The sequence below is a fragment of the Candidatus Binatia bacterium genome (genome assembly GCA_023150935.1).
Classification (GTDB): Bacteria; Desulfobacterota; Binatia; order HRBIN30; family HRBIN30; genus JAKLJW01.
Window position 1 is genome coordinate 19,981 of record JAKLJW010000039.1, and the last position, 16,694, is coordinate 36,674.

16 protein-coding genes, 1 tRNA gene and 1 other RNA gene are annotated in these 16,694 nt (G+C 64.7%); 3 read left to right on the forward strand and 15 right to left on the reverse strand.

Annotated features, from left to right (window positions below; genetic code table 11):
* Positions 1–9: 9 nt before the first annotated feature.
* From L6Q96_18505 to L6Q96_18550, 10 genes are all read right to left on the reverse strand, one after another.
* Positions 10–1,956 carry a transpeptidase family protein gene (locus tag L6Q96_18505; GenBank protein ID MCK6556547.1) on the reverse strand — a complete coding sequence of 649 codons (1,947 nt, stop codon included), beginning with the start codon at positions 1,954–1,956 and terminating at the stop codon, positions 10–12.
* Positions 1,953–2,339: a cell division protein FtsL gene (locus tag L6Q96_18510; GenBank protein MCK6556548.1), complete on the reverse strand. Its 387-nt coding sequence runs from the start codon at positions 2,337–2,339 to the stop codon at positions 1,953–1,955. The genes L6Q96_18505 and L6Q96_18510 overlap by 4 nt, the downstream gene beginning before the upstream one ends.
* A 10-nt stretch (positions 2,340–2,349) precedes the next feature.
* On the reverse strand, positions 2,350–2,802 hold the full coding sequence (gene mraZ / locus L6Q96_18515; protein MCK6556549.1) for a division/cell wall cluster transcriptional repressor MraZ: 453 nt from the start codon (positions 2,800–2,802) through the stop codon (positions 2,350–2,352).
* A 126-nt stretch (positions 2,803–2,928) separates the two neighbouring features.
* An RNA gene (rnpB, locus tag L6Q96_18520) (RNase P RNA component class A) lies at positions 2,929–3,291 on the reverse strand.
* A gap of 35 nt (positions 3,292–3,326) precedes the next feature.
* Positions 3,327–3,941 (reverse strand): C4-type zinc ribbon domain-containing protein, encoded by a 615-nt coding sequence (locus L6Q96_18525; GenBank protein ID MCK6556550.1) that lies wholly within the window; start codon positions 3,939–3,941, stop codon positions 3,327–3,329.
* A 134-nt stretch (positions 3,942–4,075) separates the two neighbouring features.
* Positions 4,076–4,150: transfer RNA gene (locus L6Q96_18530), tRNA-Ile, on the reverse strand.
* 200 nt (positions 4,151–4,350) lie between these two features.
* Complete coding sequence (gene dnaG / locus L6Q96_18535) at positions 4,351–6,090, reverse strand: DNA primase (protein MCK6556551.1); 1,740 nt, start codon at positions 6,088–6,090, stop codon at positions 4,351–4,353.
* Between the two features lie 9 nt (positions 6,091–6,099).
* On the reverse strand, positions 6,100–6,606 hold the full coding sequence (locus tag L6Q96_18540; protein ID MCK6556552.1) for a CvpA family protein: 507 nt from the start codon (positions 6,604–6,606) through the stop codon (positions 6,100–6,102).
* Between the two features lie 49 nt (positions 6,607–6,655).
* Complete coding sequence (gene rpsU, locus L6Q96_18545) at positions 6,656–6,853, reverse strand: 30S ribosomal protein S21 (protein ID MCK6556553.1); 198 nt, start codon at positions 6,851–6,853, stop codon at positions 6,656–6,658.
* Positions 6,854–6,958: 105 nt separating this feature from the next.
* On the reverse strand, positions 6,959–7,705 hold the full coding sequence (locus L6Q96_18550) for a glycerophosphodiester phosphodiesterase (protein MCK6556554.1): 747 nt from the start codon (positions 7,703–7,705) through the stop codon (positions 6,959–6,961).
* Between the two features lie 97 nt (positions 7,706–7,802).
* On the opposite strand from L6Q96_18550, the gene L6Q96_18555 reads away from it, so the two are divergent.
* The 3 genes from L6Q96_18555 (at position 7,803) to gshB (ending at position 10,452) form a co-directional block, all read left to right on the forward strand.
* Entirely contained in the window at positions 7,803–8,648 is an 846-nt protein-coding gene (locus L6Q96_18555) for a 50S ribosomal protein L11 methyltransferase (GenBank protein MCK6556555.1), read from the forward strand.
* Between the two features lie 5 nt (positions 8,649–8,653).
* Positions 8,654–9,400: a 16S rRNA (uracil(1498)-N(3))-methyltransferase gene (locus L6Q96_18560; protein ID MCK6556556.1), complete on the forward strand. Its 747-nt coding sequence runs from the start codon at positions 8,654–8,656 to the stop codon at positions 9,398–9,400.
* 122 nt (positions 9,401–9,522) lie between these two features.
* Positions 9,523–10,452 (forward strand): glutathione synthase, encoded by a 930-nt coding sequence (gene gshB, locus L6Q96_18565; GenBank protein ID MCK6556557.1) that lies wholly within the window; start codon positions 9,523–9,525, stop codon positions 10,450–10,452.
* Between the two features lie 91 nt (positions 10,453–10,543).
* On the opposite strand, the gene L6Q96_18570 is transcribed toward gshB, so the two are convergent.
* The 5 genes from L6Q96_18570 to L6Q96_18590 all read right to left on the reverse strand — a co-directional run bounded on the left by L6Q96_18570 (position 10,544) and on the right by L6Q96_18590 (position 16,618).
* Positions 10,544–11,770 carry a hypothetical protein gene (locus L6Q96_18570; GenBank protein ID MCK6556558.1) on the reverse strand — a complete coding sequence of 409 codons (1,227 nt, stop codon included), beginning with the start codon at positions 11,768–11,770 and terminating at the stop codon, positions 10,544–10,546.
* A gap of 53 nt (positions 11,771–11,823) precedes the next feature.
* Positions 11,824–13,035, reverse strand: a complete 1,212-nt coding sequence (locus L6Q96_18575) for a hypothetical protein (GenBank protein MCK6556559.1) — start codon at positions 13,033–13,035, stop codon at positions 11,824–11,826.
* Between the two features lie 148 nt (positions 13,036–13,183).
* Complete coding sequence (locus L6Q96_18580; protein MCK6556560.1) at positions 13,184–14,380, reverse strand: hypothetical protein; 1,197 nt, start codon at positions 14,378–14,380, stop codon at positions 13,184–13,186.
* A complete protein-coding gene (locus L6Q96_18585) occupies positions 14,377–15,507 on the reverse strand; it encodes a hypothetical protein (GenBank protein MCK6556561.1) in 1,131 nt (376 codons plus the stop codon). The genes L6Q96_18580 and L6Q96_18585 overlap by 4 nt, the downstream gene beginning before the upstream one ends.
* Positions 15,508–15,703: 196 nt before the next feature.
* Positions 15,704–16,618, reverse strand: a complete 915-nt coding sequence (locus L6Q96_18590) for a branched-chain amino acid transaminase (GenBank protein ID MCK6556562.1) — start codon at positions 16,616–16,618, stop codon at positions 15,704–15,706.
* Positions 16,619–16,694 lie beyond the last annotated feature (76 nt).

Below are 16,694 nucleotides of genomic sequence, written 5' to 3' on the forward strand. Positions count from 1 at the left end.
TTCATAGCGTTAACCCGCGTCGGTGCCAAACTGCAGGTGCAGACGCTTGCCCGGACCCGCGCTGGCACCCGCGGGCGGGTCCTGGGCCACCACATACCCCGAGCCACTCACCTCCACAGCCCAGCCCGCCCGCGCCGCCCGCACCAGGGCGTCTCGCATGCTCAAGCCCAGGAAACTGGGCATCCCACGCGATTCGGCCCCCGGATCCCAACTCACCAACTGCGTCCCGGCTTCCTCGGTGGGGCGCGGTCCGGCGGCCGGCACCGTCTCCGGCGCCGTCACCATGCGCAATCCCAACCGGTCCACCGCGTACTCGCCAATCCCGCGGAACACGGGTGCCGCAACGACACCGCCGTATACCGCAGTCTGCGGACTGTCGATGACGACGAGAATCGCAAAGCGAGGATTGTCCGCCGGCAAGAAACCAACGAACGATGACATGCGGGCACGGGGATGATAGCGCCCGGTCTCCGTGTCGACCTTCTGCGCCGTACCGGTTTTTCCGGCCACCGGGATCCCTTCGACTTTGGCCTGGGTCCCCGTGCCGGCATCGACGACTCCGCGGAGCATGTCCGTAACCGCCGCAGCGGTCCTGGGCGAGATGGGTCGACCGACGATCTCCGGCGCGTTTTCGAGTAGGACGCTCCCGTCCGCACCCACCACTCGGCGAACCACATACGGACGCATCAGCTTGCCACCGTTGGCGATAGCGGCATACGCCCGCAGCAATTGGATGGGCGTGACGGCGATGCCCTGCCCGAAACTCATGGTCACGAGGTTAATTCGCCCCCACTTGTCGCGCGGGCGCACAATGCCCGTGACCTCGCCCGGCAGATCCACCCCGGTCTGCCGCCCGAATCCGAAAGCGCGCAGCGCCGCTTCGAAGCGGTCGGCGCCCAGGCGTTCTCCGATCCGGGCCGAGCCGATGTTGCTGGAATACTTGATGACGTCGGAGAATGTCAGCCAGCCGTACGGGTCGTGATCGTGTACGACGCGGTTGCCCACCGCATACGAACCGTTCTCGCAGAATACCCTCTCGGTCGGCTTCACCACACCGGCTTCGAGCGCTGCTGCCGCCAGCACCCCCTTGAACGTCGATCCCGGCTCGAAGGCGTCGGCAGTAACACGGTTACGCCAACGGTCGGCCGAGCCCTGCGTCAGATGGTTTGGGTCGAAGCGTGGCATACTGGCGAGGGCGAGAATTTCGCCGGTCGCAGGGTCCATCACGACTGCCACCCCGGCCGCCGCGCGGCGGGCCTTCACGGCCGCCTCGAGTTCCGTCTCGGCCACCTGTTGCAGGGAAGCGTCAATCGTTAACTCGACCCGAGCGCCGCCACGGGACGGCTGGGGCGCGGCCGGATCCACGAGCATCAACCGTCCACCCCCGTCTCGGCGGGCAACGACCGCGTCGAGCGGTCCCCGCAGCACCTGATCGTAAAGGAGTTCGACGCCTTCGAGGCCCTTGGAACCCCGCCCGGCGAAGCCGACGACCTGGGCGGCCAAGGGACCGCGCGGATAGGTGCGGCGCCGACTGGGCTCCGACCCGACGCCGCGTACGCCAAGTGCCTCGACGGCCGTGGCCTGGTCGAGGGTCGCATCCCGGCGCAACCATACGAACGGCGACGGCGCATGCAGCTTGCGAGCCACATCGGCGGCGGGAAGGTCGAGCGTGCGTGCCAGCGTGCCCACGAGGGCGGCATCGGCGGCAAGCTGTCGTGGCCGGACGTACACGTCCGCGGACTCTGACGTCACCGCCAGCACCAGGCCGTGGCGATCGACGATCGGCCCGCGGTCCGCCGGCGCACTGACTCGCTGACGATGCTGGCGATGCGCACGGTCGCGCAGCGATTCGCCTTCGAACATACTCAACATAAAGACGCGCCCCAGCACCACCGCGAACAGCACGAAAAAGATTCCCGCCACGCTCGCAATACGCAGGCGTAGACCGTGGGTCATGGGAGGGCCAACTCCTGACCTTTTTCGGGCGCGACCATACCCAGCCTGGTACGTGCCAGCCCGTCGAGTCGATTCGGGGCGTCGAGCCGTGACGCCGCCAGCAATAGCTCCTGCCCTTCCCCTTCCAAACGCTGGATCACCTGACGGGTGGTCGACAAGCGATAACCTACCTCCACGACCTGAAGACGCAGCCAGACATGCCCGAGCGCAATCGCGATACCCACGATGGTCGCGGCGGCCGCCCAGAACACGGTCGAGCGCGAGTCGACAACACTCAGGGCCGTCGTGTTGGCTGGCCGCGGCCACCGCGGACGGACCAGCGGGACCCCCGCCGACCGCCGGTGCTCTACTGCAGCCGGACGAATCAACGAGAGGGGCAGCATTGCCACATCCTCATATCCCTAGGGCGCCGAGGTCTTCCGGATGGTCCATCAGTTGCCGTTCGGCCTCGCCGAACACCCGGCCCCAGGCGTCCTTGTCCCAGATTCGAAACTTGTCGAGCGCGGAAGTGAACATGACGTCCCGCTTCAGCCCGGCATATTCCCGCAAATTGCCCGGCAACAGGATGCGCCCCTGCTTGTCCAGCACACAGTCCTGTGCGGCGGAAACGTAGTAGTTCAGAAAGTTGACGACCCGGGGATTGAACTGCGGCTGGGCTCGGAGCCGCTCTTCGAGCTGTACCCACGCAGCAATCGGATAGACATCGAGGCAGCGGGTAGACTGCGAAAGGAAGTTAGTAATGACCACCCGTTCGTCGCCGGTGGCCTGGAGTATTTCGCGGAACCTTGCGGGCACACTTACGCGACTCTTGTCGTCGATCGCGTGCTCGAAGGTTCCGCGAAACATACCCCACCACTTGGGCTACTCCACCACTCCACCCCACCTTTCCCCACCGGCAGGACGTATATGCCTCTACCCCGGGGTGTGTCAACAACAATTTTCCACAAAATCTTGCGACTGCGGAAAGGGCAGTGCCGGAGGGGATCTGTAAGCCGGATTCTGTCGTCCCGTGCAGGGCACGGAACCCACGGTCATTCCTCTGGGACGAACGTTGCCGTCCGCCTCGTGCGACTTACCCGAGGGGGCGCGGGCCGCGCAACCCTCTCTTCAGTCTTGCTCCTGGTGGGGTTTGCCGAGCAACGTCGTCACCGAATCGCTGCTGGTGCTCGGGGCACCGTTTCACCGACTCCCCGCACTTGCGCGCGAGGCCGTCTCTTTTCTGTGGCACTTTCCCCCGGTCACCCGGGGCCGTCGTTAACGGCCACCATTGCCCTACGGAGTCCGGACTTTCCTCTCGCGCTGATCGATGGCGCGAGCGACCGTGCGATCCCCTCCGACTATTCCACACTAGCCGAGTTGCCGTCACCGATCTACTCGGGGCGCCAACAGAGGATGCGGTGGCAGTTTGGACAGGTGCGCACATCGTTGGCACGCTGCAGTTCGTTGAAGAACTGCGGCGGCAGGTTCATGAAGCAGCCCTGACAAATGCCATTGCGGACTTCGACGACGGCCATACCGCCGCGGCGCGCGAAGATCTGTTCGTAGCGTCGCAGCAGGCGCGTCTCCAAACCGGCAACCATGCGCTCGCGCTCCGCCATCGAACCGGCGATCGCCGCCTCGAGCTCGCGGATGCGTTGCCGATACTCCGCAGTCTGAGTCTGCGCTCCCGACTCGATCTCGGCAAGCACCCGGGTGGCTTCGTCCGCGGTCGCGGCGGCCACCTCGCCGGCTTCGAGCAGCGCCAGCAACTCCTCCTCGCGAGTCCGGTTGACTTCCTTGCCCTGTTCGATCTCGTAGCGCAGAGCCTGCAACTCGCGCTCGTTGCGGACGCGATTGAGCCGCATGCGACGGTCTTTCATGCGGGCTTCGTCGGCCTCGATCACGCTCTCGATTTCGCGACGTTGCTTGTCCAGGGCCTCACGTTCGTTACGCTTGGTCTCGGCAAGCTGTCGCTGCTGTGCCAGTCGATTTTCGGCTGCCTCCATCTCCTTTTTCAAAGCCTGTACCTGTTCGGTCTTTTCTCGAACGACTCGGTCCAGGTCCTGTAGAGCGGTCAAGCGTTGAATTGCGGTTTGGGCGGCGTTCTCCACGCGCGTATCTTCCCCTCTCACGGAAACAATGGGCCCACCAGGATTCGAACCTGGGACCTACCGGTTATGAGCCGGCGGCTCTGACCAGACTGAGCTATGGGCCCGTTACCTGCACACCGGCGCGAGGAGGCGGCCCCACGCTCATCTCCGCGCGGCAGCCGTTCTGCCTCCTCGGCGTCGCCCGGCGGTCGCTCCGGGCGTTCGGTCATTGCCGTCCCGCACCCCGTACGACCATCTTCCATGCAGATGGCAGCCTCTTTACCGGAAATCAAGCGGCGCCCCAGCCGTATGGCGGTACCGAACCTCACCTCTTGCCTCGCAACAGTTCATTGGCCCGTCGGAGTCTCTCCTGCAAGTGATCGTTATCGCCGCGTGACTCGGCGTCGCGGAGGTCGGCGCGCAAGGCCGCCGCAGTCGCACGCTGCACGCGCGTGGCGATTCTCGCCACGCAGTCGCGGGCCACCTGCAAGCGGTCCGTCGCTGCCGCGGGCCCCTCACCCAGCAAAGCCGCCGCGACTTTGTCCGCCAGCGCACCGGGTAACCGGTCGATTATGCCCGCGGCGGAGTCCCCGCGCTCCCAAGCTCCCAGGATATCGCGCCCCGCCGTCGCCAGTTCCCCACTCGACAACGCCTCGATCGCCCCCGCGGAGGCGGCGAACCGGGCGGCCTCGCGATCGAGCGCCATGACCTCGATCAGGGTCGATTCCTCAGGCCTGAACTGCGCCCCAGACGCCTGCATCGTCGGCGTGGAGGCGGCGCCGCGCTCGCCGCCGGCGGCCCGCCCTTGTCGGAACACCGACTCGTCGACACCCAGCCGCTGCGCCGCGCGCTGGGCCAGCAAGCTGAACTGCACCGGGTCGGCCACCCGGCTAATCACATCCCTGACCCGCTGGATCGCCGCGGCCCGCGCCGGCATCGGAGCCGACTGTCCGGGATCGACCCGTTGCAGGAAGAAATCGGCCAGCGGAATGGCCTGATCGAGAAGTCCGCGCGTTCGCTCCGCACCATGCCTGCGGACGTAGGTGTCCGGGTCTTCGCCGTCCGGAAGGAAGGCGCCGAGTCCCCACACCCCGACCTCCGCACAGACGCCGAAAGCCCGCATCGCCGCCTCCGCCCCCGCCCGATCGCCGTCAAAGAAAGCCACGATCTCGGGCGCGAAGCGCCGTGCGAGTCGCAGTTGCGAGGCGGTCAAAGCGGTTCCCAGAGTCGCCGCCACGTGACCTATGCCCGCCTCAACCAGGGAGAGCGCGTCGAGATATCCCTCGACGACGACCAGCCGGTTCGCGGTGCGCACGGCATCCCGCGCCTCGTAGAGACCGTAAAGCACACGGCCCTTGTGGAAGATCGGCGATTCCGGCGAGTTCAAGTATTTCGGCTGTTCGGTTCCGAGAGTGCGGGCTCCAAAGCCAATGATGTGACCGCTGCCGTCACGAATCGGGAACGTCACGCGTCCCCACAGACGGTCGTAAGCAGTCCCATCGTTTCGTGTGCCGACGAGGCCGACCTCGGCCGCGCGCGCCGTCGACTTACCCTGAGCACGCAACCGCCGCGCCAGTCCGGATCCTGCCGCCGGACAGAAACCGAGCCCGTAACGTTCGATGGTCACGGCCGTCAGGCCGCGCCGTGCGAGATACTCGCGCGCCGCCTTTCCAGCCTCCGCCGCCATGCAGCCGCGGAAGTATTGCTGGGCCAATTCGTTCAGTTCGATGTATTGCCGGCGTGCACTCTCGGCCCCACTGTCCGACAGCGTCGGCAATGGCACTCCGGCCCGACGCGCTAGGGCCTCTACCGCTTCCACAAACGTGAGGCCCTCCATGCGCATGAGAAAAGTGAAGATAGTCCCACCGACCCCACAACCGAAACAGTGAAACAGGCCGCGGTCGTCGCTGACCGAGAACGACGGAGTCCGTTCGCCATGAAACGGGCACAGGCCGACGTAGTTGCGGCCGGCTTTCTTGAGCGTAACGAACCCCGATACGACCTCGACGATGCTCACGCGATCCCGGATGGCTTCCAGCGTGGAGTCGGGGATACGTACCGCCATGGGCTTCGCTCAGCCCCCCCCGCCGGTCTCCGGAGCCACACCCACCGCCCATCCCGTGCGAACGGCTTTCGCCGCGGCCGACATCAGGTGCTGGGCAACCGTCGACTCCCGCAAGCGTGTGTCGAGGCCGGGAAGTACCGGGAACAGGTGCAGGAAGAGCACGACGAAGGCGACCAGAACAGCCCCCTTACCGGCACCCAGGCAAGCTCCCCCGAGACCCTGCAGCCACCTCCGACCGCCGACGCCACGGAGCCAATCCGCGACGGCTCCGAGCGCGCTCATCGCCGTGTGCACACACACAAAGATGCCGACGAATGCCACCCCTGCAGGGATCGGCGGCGGAAGGCGAAATGATCGGTCGATGGACGCCTCGACCCAGGGCGTCAGCCACACCGCCGTGGCAAGGCCGCCGACCAACCCCAGGAGCCCGAACGCCTCGCGAAAGAACCCACGCCAGAAGCCGCGTAACGCCGCGAGGGCGACGAAGCACAGAAGCAGGACGTCGGGCGCGGTCATCTGCACCGCGTCCTCATCGATCCTGCTCCTGCGCATCGAACATCAAGCATCAGTACCCACTCCGAGCAACTCTCCGGAGGAAACGCTTCTTGGCGGCGAGCGCCTTCTTCTTCCGGCGCACGCTCGGTTTCTCGTAGTGCTCGCGTTTACGCAGCTCGGCGAGGATGCCGGCCTTTTCGCACTGCTTCTTGAAGCGCCGGATGGCGCTCTCGATGGGTTCGTTTTCCTTGACGCGAACCCCTGCCATATTAGGTTCACCCCCTCCCGCTCGTGGGATGGTTGAATTCTTGAGACGCCCTGCTTACGCCCAGAGCGCCTAACCTGCGAACACTAGTTCTTTGCAGGATGATGTTCAAGGTGACGGCGTACCGGGCCGGTGGAGCGCCGCGAACCTGTCGGGATAATCGGTAATGATTCCGTCGACGCCGGCCGCGAGCAGGTCTTCCATCACCTCGACTTCGTTCACCGTCCACGTCAGGACCAGCAACCCACGCTCGTGCGCCGCATTCACTGTCGCCTCGGCGGTAAGTGTCCAGTGGGGATGGAATGAAATCGCTGCGAGGCGCCGCGCCCAGTCCCAGGCGACTTCGACGTCGGCATCGGCCCACAGCAGCCCCAATTGCGCCGCCGGCTCCACATCGCGCAACACCGCCAGCGCTTCCGGGTCAAAGCAAGACACCACCGTCGATCCGACGATGTCCGCACGCCGCAGGACGTCCGAAAGTTGCAACGCCTGCCCACGCCAATCCGCTCGCGGCGACTTCAGTTCCACGTTGAGGCGGGCACGGCCATCGACCAGCGCCACGACCTCGCCGAGCGTGAGAATCGACTCGCCGGCAAATGCCGGCCCGAACCACGCACCGACATCGAGCGCCCGCAAGCCCGGAAGTTCATGCTCGCGCACCAGACCACGGCCATTGGTGGTCCGCTCCAGGACGTCGTCGTGAATTACGATCAGCTCCCCGTCTCGACTGAGGTGCACGTCCAGCTCGATCATGTCCACGCCATGATCGAGGGCTCGCAGAAACGCCCGTCGCGTGTGTTCGGGGGCCTCACCCGAAGCCCCGCGGTGGGCAATCCGCAGCCACGGCCGGTGCATCGCCGGTGTCCTTAGGCCAGGCGAGGGTGCCAATCAAGGCCGCGTGGTGCCCGGACGCCGGTTGCGCTCTGGAAGGCGCTCGTGCGATAGGGTCGCCGTGGCTCGTTCATGGGCCGAACTCAGCGTCAGGGTAAGTAATCGGCATATCGAGGCCGTCTCGAATTTCCTCGTCGAGGCGGGCTCCCCGGGAATCGAGGTGCGCGAGGGTTCGGCAAACTCGGAGATAGTGGGGTACTTCGCCGGAATGCCTCCCATCACCGCCCTGCGCAGGTTGCTCGCCGACCTCGGAGCAAGGCTAGATGGGATCGCGACGCGTCGGGTAGACGAGGAAGCCTGGGGCGAAACCTGGAAGCGGCACTGCCGACCACAGACCATCGGCAAACGGCTCTACGTGTGTCCGTCATGGGAAGTAGAGCGGGCTCCGTCTGGCCGCATCGAGATTGTCATCGACCCAGGCATGGCGTTTGGCACCGGGGACCACCCGACAACGCGGGCTTGCCTGCTGCTCGCCGAGCGTGCGGCGGCTCGTGCACCCCTGCGACGCGTGCTCGACTGCGGCACCGGTTCCGGGATTCTCGCCATCGGCGCCGCGCGCCTCGGAGCCCGGGAGGTGTGGGCTGTCGACCCGGACCCGGTCGCTCGCGCCGCCGCGACGGAGAACGGTGAGATCAATGGAATTGGCGGTCGGCTGCGAGTTGTCCCTTCCCTCGACCCGGTCTCCGGACCGTTCGACCTCATCCTGGCGAATCTTTTCGCCGACCTGCTCGCGGAATTAGCGCCGCGGTTGCGGACCTTGCTGGCACGCACTGGCGTTATGGTATGCGCCGGATTTGTCAGCGCCGACGCCGATCGCGTCGAGCAGCAGTTCGCGCGCGAGGGACTTCACGCCACCCAGACCATCACGGAGGGGGACTGGGTGACACTGGAGCTGCGCCGCCCATAAGAGGCATGGCTGTCCCGATCTTCATCGTCGAGCCGCATCAGTTAGACGGACTCGATGCCATTCTCCGGGGAGCCGAGTTTCGCCACCTGCGCGTGCGTCGCCTGCAGCCCGGAAGTCGGGTCGTGTTGGGCGACGGGCGCGGAAGACAGCGCCCCGGGGTAGTGGTCGCCGTGGCTGCGACAGAGGCGGTCGTCCGCTTTGCGGGTGCAGCGACCGAAGGGGTTGACTCTCCTTGCCGCATCACGCTTGCCCAGGCGGCACTCAAGGCCCCCAAACTCGATCTTCTCATCGAGAAGGCAACCGAGTTGGGGGTGTCCGCAATTGTGGTCTATACGTGCGAGCGTTCCCTTGGCGCCGTCTCGACCAGCCGTCGCGAACGTTGGGAAAGGATCGCTCGCAGCGCAGCCAAGCAATGCGGGCGCGCCACGTCGCCCACCATAACCGGTCCGCTGCCAGGCGCCGCCGTCTTCGCGGATGCAACGTCCCCCCTGCGGCTACTGTTTCTCGAGCCTGCCGCCACACGACCGGCACAGCCAATAAGTCAGCTTGCTGAGCTGTCCACCCCTGCCGCGGTCACTACCATCATTGGCCCTGAGGGCGGATTCACCCCGGAGGAGCGCCAGACGGCCATCCTGGCGGGTTGCACACCGGTAACCCTCGGGACCCGCATCCTGCGCGCGGAGACCGCAGCAATAGCCGCGCTTGCCCTCTGCCAGTTCCTCTGGGGTGATCTCGGCAGATCACCGGGATGAGGCACTCCGCCCTAACGCAACGGTCACTGCTACCTTGCGACCGTGCCGCATGCGCCGTAGCATCCACAGCCATGCGCCCATCCTCAACAACAGAACGGCAGCGGAAGCGGTTCCTATTCGTCATGGACCCCATCGACCGCATTCTTCCCGACAAGGACACCACATTCGTCCTGATGCTCGAAAGCCTCCACCGCGGCCATGGCGTCTACTACTGCACCCAATTCGACCTGTTCACGCGCGACTCCACCTCCTTCGCTTGCTTCCGCCGGGCCGATGTCATGCGGGGTATCCCGCACTTTCGCCTCTTCGAGGAGCGAACAGAACCGCTGGACTGGTTCCAGGTAGTATTTATGCGCAAGGACCCACCCGTGGATCTTGACTACCTCTTCGCCACCCATCTCCTCAGCCTCGCCGACCCTGCTCGCACCCTCGTTCTCAACAACCCTCGCGCCTTGCGGGACGCCAACGAGAAACTCTACACGCTCAATTTCCCTTCGTTGATCCCTCCAACCCTCGTAACCTCCGACATGGCGCGCCTGCGCACTTTTCTCGCCGAGGTCGGCGGCGAGGCCATTCTAAAGCCCCTCGACGCGTGCGGTGGCGCCGGCATTTTCCTCATCCGCACCGGCGACCGCAATCTCAACTCGATTATCGAGACCGCGACCGCGAACGGCCGTCGTCTCATCATGGCGCAGCGATACCTTCCCGAAATCCGTCAGGGCGACAAGCGTGTCATTCTCCTCGACGGCCAACCTCTCGGCGCCGTCTTGCGTGTCCCGCGAGAGGACGAGCACCGCGGCAACATTCACGTCGGCGGCAACTGCGTAAGAAGCGCCCTAACCGCCCGCGATCTTGAGATTGTCGCGGCGGTGGGGCCCCGTTTGTGCGCCGACGGCCTCGTCCTTGTCGGCCTAGACATCATCGGCGACTATCTGACCGAGGTTAACGTCACCAGCCCTACGGGCGTTCAGGAAATCAACGCCCTCGACGGGGTTTGTCTGGAGCAATCGATTCTCAACCTCGTGGAGGGCAAGGCACCGCCTCCTAGCTGATCCAGTCCGCGCCCCATCATAGCCAATAGGCAAAAAAAGGGGCGCCCGATTGGGCGCCCCTTCGTCGCTAGGCCTCCACTCCCTGCCTGTCTCAGGGGAGCGTCATCACGTCTGCGGCCTCGCGGCTCCCGTTCTGGTGTATGTTGAACGCCGCCGTTGCAGTATCCCCCTGGCGCCCATTCGGCGCCCGGTCATGGAGTTCTGTCGCCACGGCAAGTATCCCACTACCGATCGACTGCATCCGGGTCTGCCCCGTCAGGGTGCCTGCTACCCCGGCCCAAAAGATCGATCTCGAATTGTTAGGCGTGTCGATGTTGCTCAGCAGGCGTTCGTCGAAGCACCGCACGCCTCGGCTCGTCGAGAACCGCTGCTCGTATTCGTTGAACACCAAGTATTGCACCACGGCCTGCCCGGGGATCTGCCGGAGATAGTCAGCCGTGCATGGTATGAGGGTCAGCTCGGTGTAAATATTCCGATCACTACCAGGAACCGGATTCTCCGCCCCGTCGAAAAAGTGGTTGAGTAACAGGTATTTAGCGCACCCGTTGTACTCGGCCTCCGGCCCACCAAGAACAAGCTCGTTACTCGGGGCCGAAACTGTTCCAGTGGCCTGCACGCCGATGGCATTGTACTCCTTCACAGTAAACGAAGCGCCACCGTCGGTATCGGCCGTCACCACCTCGCCCTTGAGCACGTTGGCCTCGGTGCTCTTCACGGGGTCGCCGTTGGCGTCAATCACGTAGCAGCGCAACTCGCCGACGAACGGATCCTCCGGTACCGGAGGTATACGGGTGCCGGCATTGCTCTGGGTGCACGGACCACCGGGCCCACCGACGGACGTCTTGCACTGGTCGTCGCTCGTGCAAGCTCGCGTCGGCCTGAGTGCGCACACGCCGTAGGGCAGGGGCAGCATATAGTCGGACAGACCATCCGAGGCCTTCCACTCGATCGGCTGCCGAGCCGTCAGTCGCGCCCGGAAGTCAACCTCCAACCATCCGGGAACGCAGAAACCCAATCCACCACCCGCGCTGCAAACAGCGGGGTTACCGTTACAGATTGCCCCGTCGTTGAACCCGCCCGAGCAGTGGTAGTTCGCATCCACGTAGAAGCAGTGGACTTGAACTGTCGCCGATTCGTTAGTGTTGGTGAGCCGGATAACGGTATCCGTTCCCACCCCCGTATCCACCTCGATATCGGGGTACACAACCAAGGCTGCCGGCTTGTCCGATTCGATATCTGCCCGTGCCGATTGCACGCCGGGGATCATTAGAACCGCCGCGACCGCCATCGTCCAGCCTGCCCATCGCACCTGTCGCATGTGTCGTCTCCTTTCCACAGTCCCTGGGACGCCAGTTGGCCAGCGCAGCTTGGTCACGGTACCAATTGGTCCGCGGGAATAGTGATCAGGTCGTGGACCGTCTGATCGCGGAACGTACTGTGTCCGTTCGCCGCGGCCCGCGACACGATTGTCGGCGTTCCGGTATAGCAGCCCGAACCAGCCGGGCACTGCACGTGCGTCTCTTCGAGGACCGCAACGACACCGCCGCCGATTACGCCCTGATTCGGGGCTGCGGCAAATGTCCGCATCCGAGTCTGCAAGGTAACGCCGCCGATGGTGCTGGCCAAGAAGGCGTTGCTGATCTTCTCGAGCTCGTAGGACTCCCAGCACCGGAACGTCGTCGACGCAGAGAGCGCCTGCTCGTATTCGTTGATGATTACGAACTGCATCGTGACCGGCGGAGGGTTCTGGGTTTCAAAGTTCTCGGTGCACGGCACGACGGTCAGGTTCACACCCACCGCGCTGCACGGTGGCGCCTCGCAGTAAGGCTGTTGATCGACCACCGGGCTCGGCGCGCCCACCGCCGGATGATCGAGCAGCCACGTGTGCGGGCAAGCGTCGTACTCAGCGCCACGCGGGCACTCCAAGGTCACTCCGCCGCCGAGGCAAAGTACGTTGTCCCCGTTGTTGTTGTCGTTGCCCTTGATGCCAATGGCATTGTACTTGGAGACGTCTCCGGTGAGCGGATCGACCAAGGTGGCGTGACCGGTGAGCTTGTTGTTCGACTGCGGCTCGCCAGTATCAATGTTGACCTCGATACACTTCAGCTCGCCCGTGAAGTCCGGCACAACCGGAGGCACCCGACCGGGGGGGAAGCCCGCATCGCAGCAATCCGCATTCTCCGTGCCGGACGTATTCGGATCGCAGGGCACCGCGCGGCAGCTCGCATTCGTGCCGTCATCGAGACGCCCCGTCGAAACCACCCAGTGCGTCGGCTGCTGCTTGGTAAGCCAGATGTCGAAATCGATCTCGGTCCAAAGCGGCGGGTTATTAGGCCCAACCGGTAGGCCGGGAATCGTCGGCGCGCCATTCACGTAAAAGCAGTGGGCACGCGCGGTCGGGTTCCCGGTGTTGGTTATCTGAATGATCGTGTCCCGAACCCCGTTGGCGATGACCTTCGGGAAGATCAGGATCGACGCACCCTGCTCGGTGGTAACCTTGGCGGCCACTGGTTGGGCCGTGACGCCCAAAGCGACCAGGGCCACCAGCCCCATGAGCCCAAATAGCCCTCGCTGCCTACGCATTACCCTCCTCCTTTCAATCACGCCGCACCGAATTCGCCCAGGGCGAACCCCTCGACCAAGTAGCGGCCTTATATCTAGGGGGTCCAAAGTTGTCAAGTCAAAAGGACCCTTTTTTCGAACCGGCTCCACACCGACTTCCTTCCACGTTCTAGGGCAGATAGATGTAGTCACTTTGCGTCCGCGTGCCGTGAAGGTGCAGGTTGAACGCCGCCCCTCCCGCGCCCGCACGGAACTCCTCCACCACCCCAAGAAGCGTATTCCCAATGCCCACTTTGTCGGAAGCGACGCCGCGCAGGCGAGTCTGCCCGGTCAACGTACCCGCCACCGCCGCACTGAAGATCGACCGGTCGGGGCTGGCGGTGTCGATCGCGGATATACGGATCTCCTGGAAACAGGTTACCGGACGACTCGTCGAGAACCGCTGCTCGAACTCATTGTAGACCAGATACTGCACGGTCGTCGTCACCGGCGCCTGCGTCAGGAAGTCCTCCGTGCAGGGCACCAGCGTCAGATCGCTGGTCACCGTACGGCCCGAAACCGGGTCAAGCGCACCGTCGAAGAAGTGGTCCATGATGAGCACGTTCGGACAGCCCGCGTACTCTGCACCGTCACCGCCCAGAACCAGGACGTTGTCACGATCGTTGGCGTCCGCCAACGCGGGGATGCCAATCGCGTTGTACGCAAGAACGTCGATAAAGTCGGCGTCCGAACGAACGATCTCCACGTCGCCCTTCAGTTCGTTGCGCTCGACCGGGGCATCGTTCCGGTCCACCGCAATGCACTTCAACTCACCGACGAACGGGTCCTCCGATACCGGGGGCACGCGGCTGCCGCCGTTGTTACTCGGCGCCGCCTGGCCTGTTGCATCAAGAGGGAAGCAGGGCAAGTCCGTGCCTACGACCTCCTCGCACGCCACCGCCCCCTCCGAGGCCAGCCAAGCAACCGGCTGCCCGGCCGTGATGTTCACCTGAAAATCTGCTTCCTGCCATCCCGGTATACAGATCGCCCCCGGACCGCAAGGATTATCCGGGCCCGGCGGCGCCCCCGGCATGCAAACCGTGGCCGGCGCGTTCGAGCAGTGGCCATTGGCGTTCACGTAAAAACACTTTATCGTAATCGCCTCATCGGAGATGTTGGTCACCCTGACCAGCGTATCCGCCCGCCCCCGACTCGTAACCCCCCTCGTGTCCACGGCGATCTTGGGGAAAACGAGTAGCGCCGCCGGTCGGTCGGACGCCACCTGGGCCTGGATCCGTTCCGAACCGGCCCCGACCGCGGCCGCAACTGCCATTAGTCCGGCAAATAGCCGTGCACCCCTCGGCCAGAGGCGCCGTCGCGGCCTCATTGGAACACCTCGATCAGCCGAATGACGTCGCCGTTCGGACGCTCCCCTTCGACGAGCAGATTCAAAGCCGCCCGCCCCACGCGCAACGTCCCCGGGGCCAGCCCCGGCTGTGCATGAAACTCCTCGGCAACCCCGATGAAGCCTGGATACTCGGGGGTTGCCGCCCACATTTGGATCTGCACGAACCGGCTGCCGACGAAGCCCACCTCGAATACGCGAGCGACTTCGCTCAGCCGGAAACTGCTCCAGCAAGTCACCGTCGTACTCGCCGAAAACAGCTCCTCGAACTCATTGATGATCTTGAACTGGACCACCACCGAAGCCGGCACCTGGTTCTCGAAATCCTGGGAACACGGCACCAGCGACAGTTCGGTAAAAACCCGCGACGGGCCGTTACCGAACGCCTCAACCGCCGGATTCGTCGCGCCCTCGGCAAACGTGTTGACCACCAGGGTCTGCGGACAGGCGTTGTATTCCGCCCCGTTCGGACACACTTCCGGCGGCGCGTTGCCAAGGCAGAGGAAAGCGTCCTCGTCGTTCGAACTGATACCCGTATTCAGCCCGAGTATGCCCACCGCATTGTACTTGCTCGCGTCCCCCTCGGGCGTAACCAGCGTCGCCTCCCCCTTCAGGTGATTGCCATTACTCGGATCCCCGATCAGGTTGACCTCGACGCACTTCAACTCCCCGACGAAGGGATCGGGCACCGGCGGGATCATTCCGGGATCGAATCCCGCCCCGTCACAGTCCCGATTGGCCCGCGTACACGCGCGGTCTGACGGATCTTCCCGCCGCCCCTGCGACACCACCCAGTGGGTTGGCTGATGCTTGGTAAGCCGGATATCGAAATCGACTTCCTGCCACTGGGGCGGGTTCAGCACCCCGGGCGGCTGCCGGGGATCGGCTGGCGACGCATTCACGTAATAACAGTGCGCATACGCCATCGAGTTCGATGTGCTTGAAATCTGGATAACCGTGTCCACCGGGGCGCCAGTCTGCAGGCCGGCAGCGTCGGACAATACCCGCGGAAAAATGATTATCGAGCTGGCGCGCTCGGTGGTGACGTCGCCGTAGACCGCCATCGCCCCACCCAGGATGAACGCCGGCACAAGCAATACAGCCCGCATCGTTCGGATGGCACTCCTCGTCAAACCCGCACTCCTCAGTTGTCTACGTCCCGCCGAACCCCGGCACGGCGCCAATCCGAGCCCAACCACTCGCAACCACGGCTCTCGCCGCAGAACCAAACTCGCCGCTAAATAGACCCCATAGCTATTCGAGTCAACCAAAATACACGGCCGCGTGCGCGGGTCCGTCGGTCCTCTATACGGGGGTGAGCCAGTGCCGGTACGCCGGGACCTCGCCGCGCGTCACGCCGGCATACCACGCCTGCAAATCCTGCGTCACCGGACCGGGGCGGCCCGCGCCTATCTGGCGGTCGTCGATCTCTCGAACCGGCGTCACCTCCGCCGCCGTACCGGTCATGAACACCTCGTCAGCCAGGTAAGCATCGTCGCGGGTGAAGCGCTCCTCGCTCACCGCCACCCCGCGATCGCGCAACGCCGTCAGCACGGCGTCGCGGGTTATCCCCGGCAAGATCGACGTCGCCGGCGTCGTCCGCACTCGCCCCCCGCGCACGACGAACAAATTCTCTCCGCTGCACTCGGCCACAAAGCCGTCGGTGTCGAGCATCATCGCCTCGTCATAACCGGCGCGCCGCGCCTCGACGGCCGCCAGGATCGAATTCACATAATTGCCGACCGCCTTGGCCTTGGTCATGTGCGTGTTCACGTGCATGCGCTGAAACGACGCCGTCTTGATACGCACCCCGCGCCGCAGACCCTCTTCACCCAGGTACGCCCCCCAGGGCCACACCGCGATCGCCACCCGAACAGGATTGTTAACCGCCGCTAACCCCATTTCGCCGTCGCCTAGAAACACCAGCGGTCGCAAGTAACACGAGGTCAACCGATTCGCCCGCACCGTCTCGATGCAAGCAGCCCTCAGCGCGTCGCGATCGAACGGCATGGCGATCCCGAGGATGTGCGCCGACCCCAACAAACGGTCGACGTGCTCGGCAAGGCGAAAGATCGCGCCCCGTCCGTCGGTCCCCTCGTAACACCGGATCCCCTCGAACACCCCGAACCCGTAGTGCAGGGTGTGCGCCATGACATGCACCTGAGCCGCGTCCCACGGAACCAGCGCGCCGTCGAACCAGATGTAATCGGTCTTTTGCACTTCAATTCCTTTCTCGCCCGCACACGGCCCACCCGCGACCGCCACTTCCGCCGCGGCGGACTCGCGCCCTACCGAA